This is a genomic window from Phyllobacterium sp. (assembly GCF_037994425.1).
In the GTDB taxonomy this organism is placed as follows: domain Bacteria; phylum Pseudomonadota; class Alphaproteobacteria; order Rhizobiales; family Rhizobiaceae; genus Phyllobacterium.
This window is the reverse complement of sequence record NZ_JBBNAM010000338.1, coordinates 1-1,974: the sequence shown is the minus strand read 5'-3', so window position 1 is coordinate 1,974 and position 1,974 is coordinate 1. Positions and strand designations below refer to the sequence as shown.

The following is a 1,974-nucleotide window of genomic DNA, read 5'->3' as shown; positions in this document are numbered from 1 at the left end:
AGCTTGTGGTCTTCAACGACCTGCTTCCCACGGAAGCTCTCGGCCAGCATGTGGTACCGAAGAAAGCGGTCGAACACTGATGACAATGTCGTCATGAGTGTTACCGAATTGCAGGCAGAGACAATCGCCTGATGAAACTCCCAGTCATAGCGCACCCAATCGACGGTACGAGACGCGTCGCCGGCGAGAAGCTTGCGTTCAACGGCTGCAAGCCGGTGGTGTGCAGCCACAATGCGCCCTTCCCATTCTAGATTGCCCGCAGCGAATGCCAGACCTATCGCATGGGTTTCGAGAACAATCCGAAGATCTGCGAGTTCAAAGAGTTCGCGTTGCGATGCGGGACTTACTTCAAAGCCGCGCTGGCCTTCGGCGACAACGAGGTTTTCCGCGGTCAGGCGGCTCAAGATTTCCCGCAGCGAGGAAACCCCGATGGAGTAACGATCTTTTGCCTGCTCAAGCTTGATCTTGGTTCCTGGCCGCAAATTTCCGGAAATGATGTCCTGACGCATCTGCCGGAATACGACGTCACTTACGGTTTCTGCTGAATCCTGGATCTGCTTGAGCATGGTTTTCCTTGACTTTTCAATATGCTGCATGAAGGCAAAAAAAGGCTTGGAGGCAAATACCGACCAATTCTATTTCAGCGTTCCTCGTGCCAATGCATGTTCAACTCCTCCATGAATGTGCAGTGCGAGAACACGTTTTGCCGTTTCTGCGTCACGTCGCAGCGCCGCATCCAAGAGTTGTTGATGTTCTTTCGCCGCCACCGCGCCCCGATAAGATAGCGCGACCATCTGATACCGCAGATATCGGTCGAATATCACGGAGTGCGTTTCCATGAGGAGTTTGGATCCGCAGGCCGATATCAGGGCTTGGTGAAATTCCCAATCATAGCGCTTCCAGTCTTCGGCGCGGCTGGTGTCGCCGGTTTCCATCAGTTGCTCCATCCGCGCCAACTTGTAGTGGGCAGAAACCAAGGGGGCCTCCCATTCGACATCCCCGTGCGCGAAAGACTGCTCCAAAGCATGGGTTTCCAGGAGGAGCCTGAGGGCGGCCGTCTCTTGAAGATCGGCAACTGACACCGGAGAAACCGCGAATCCTTTCTGCCCCTCAGCGACGACCAGACCCTCGGAGGAAAGCCGATTCAAGACTTCCCGCAATGTGCTAATGCTGGTCTCATATGCCTCTCGCAAACTTTCCAGCTTTAGCTTTTGTCTCGGAGCGAGGCGGCCGAAAATGATATCGGAACGAATGCGCCGATAGCTGCTTTCCGCAATGGTCTCATTCTTGATTGCCTGCAGCATGTTTTTCTCTGATGTTTCGCATATCATCGGATATATCGTGTTTTTTAAGGTCAGATCAAGAACGCATTTTCTTCTGTGGCATACGCATTTTCCTCAGATGATTATGCCAAACGGCGTAAGGCTATGACTGCCTTAAGCTCGCCAGGCCGGCGAGACCCGATCGTGGTAGCTTCAACGTCGGTTGCCGCAACAGCCAACCACAGGGGCTAGCACGCTCGCACCGTAAATCCCGGCCGAATCGCAGGCGCAGCCAACTCGCCCAGTTCAGCCGGGTGGCTGGGCAGCTGCGATGACCGCTAATGGGATGGACCGGCTGCTCCTCCCGTGGTGGTAGTCTGGGAAAGGATTAGTTGGCACCCTCACCAACCCGGAAAAGCGGCCATGGATACGACCAAGGACCTTCGCCTCGATCCGCATCGATATTGGCAAGGAGGTCTTCCACATTGTAGGCCTTGGCACCGACGGCAAGATCGCGTTCCGGAACCACCACGAGAGTGCGAAGCCATGAGCCAAGCCTGTTACGGTGGAACCGACCTGATGGCCTGGCGGCATAATGGGCGACACGGACCACTTACATCGGCCCCGTCCAACGCCTACCGAGCAAGAGAAAAACGATATAATGCGTTACGAGGAGTGCGGGAACCCAGAACGCAGGTATCCAATAAGCTGG

Annotated in this window: 3 protein-coding genes; all 3 read right to left on the bottom strand. The window is 55.1% G+C overall.

Annotated elements, in window-relative coordinates; genetic code table 11:
- Positions 1 to 566: FCD domain-containing protein (locus AAAB35_RS22130; RefSeq protein ID WP_340670427.1), on the bottom strand; the 566-nt coding region annotated here is incomplete at its 3' end.
- Positions 567 to 635: 69 nt separating this feature from the next.
- The gene (locus AAAB35_RS22125; protein ID WP_340670426.1) at positions 636 to 1,304 is read right to left on the bottom strand and encodes a GntR family transcriptional regulator; all 669 of its coding nucleotides are present in this window, start codon (positions 1,302 to 1,304) and stop codon (positions 636 to 638) included.
- A gap of 346 nt (positions 1,305 to 1,650) precedes the next feature.
- Complete coding sequence (locus tag AAAB35_RS22120) at positions 1,651 to 1,875, bottom strand: hypothetical protein (protein WP_340670425.1); 225 nt, start codon at positions 1,873 to 1,875, stop codon at positions 1,651 to 1,653.
- Between the last annotated feature and the right edge of the window lie 99 nt (positions 1,876 to 1,974).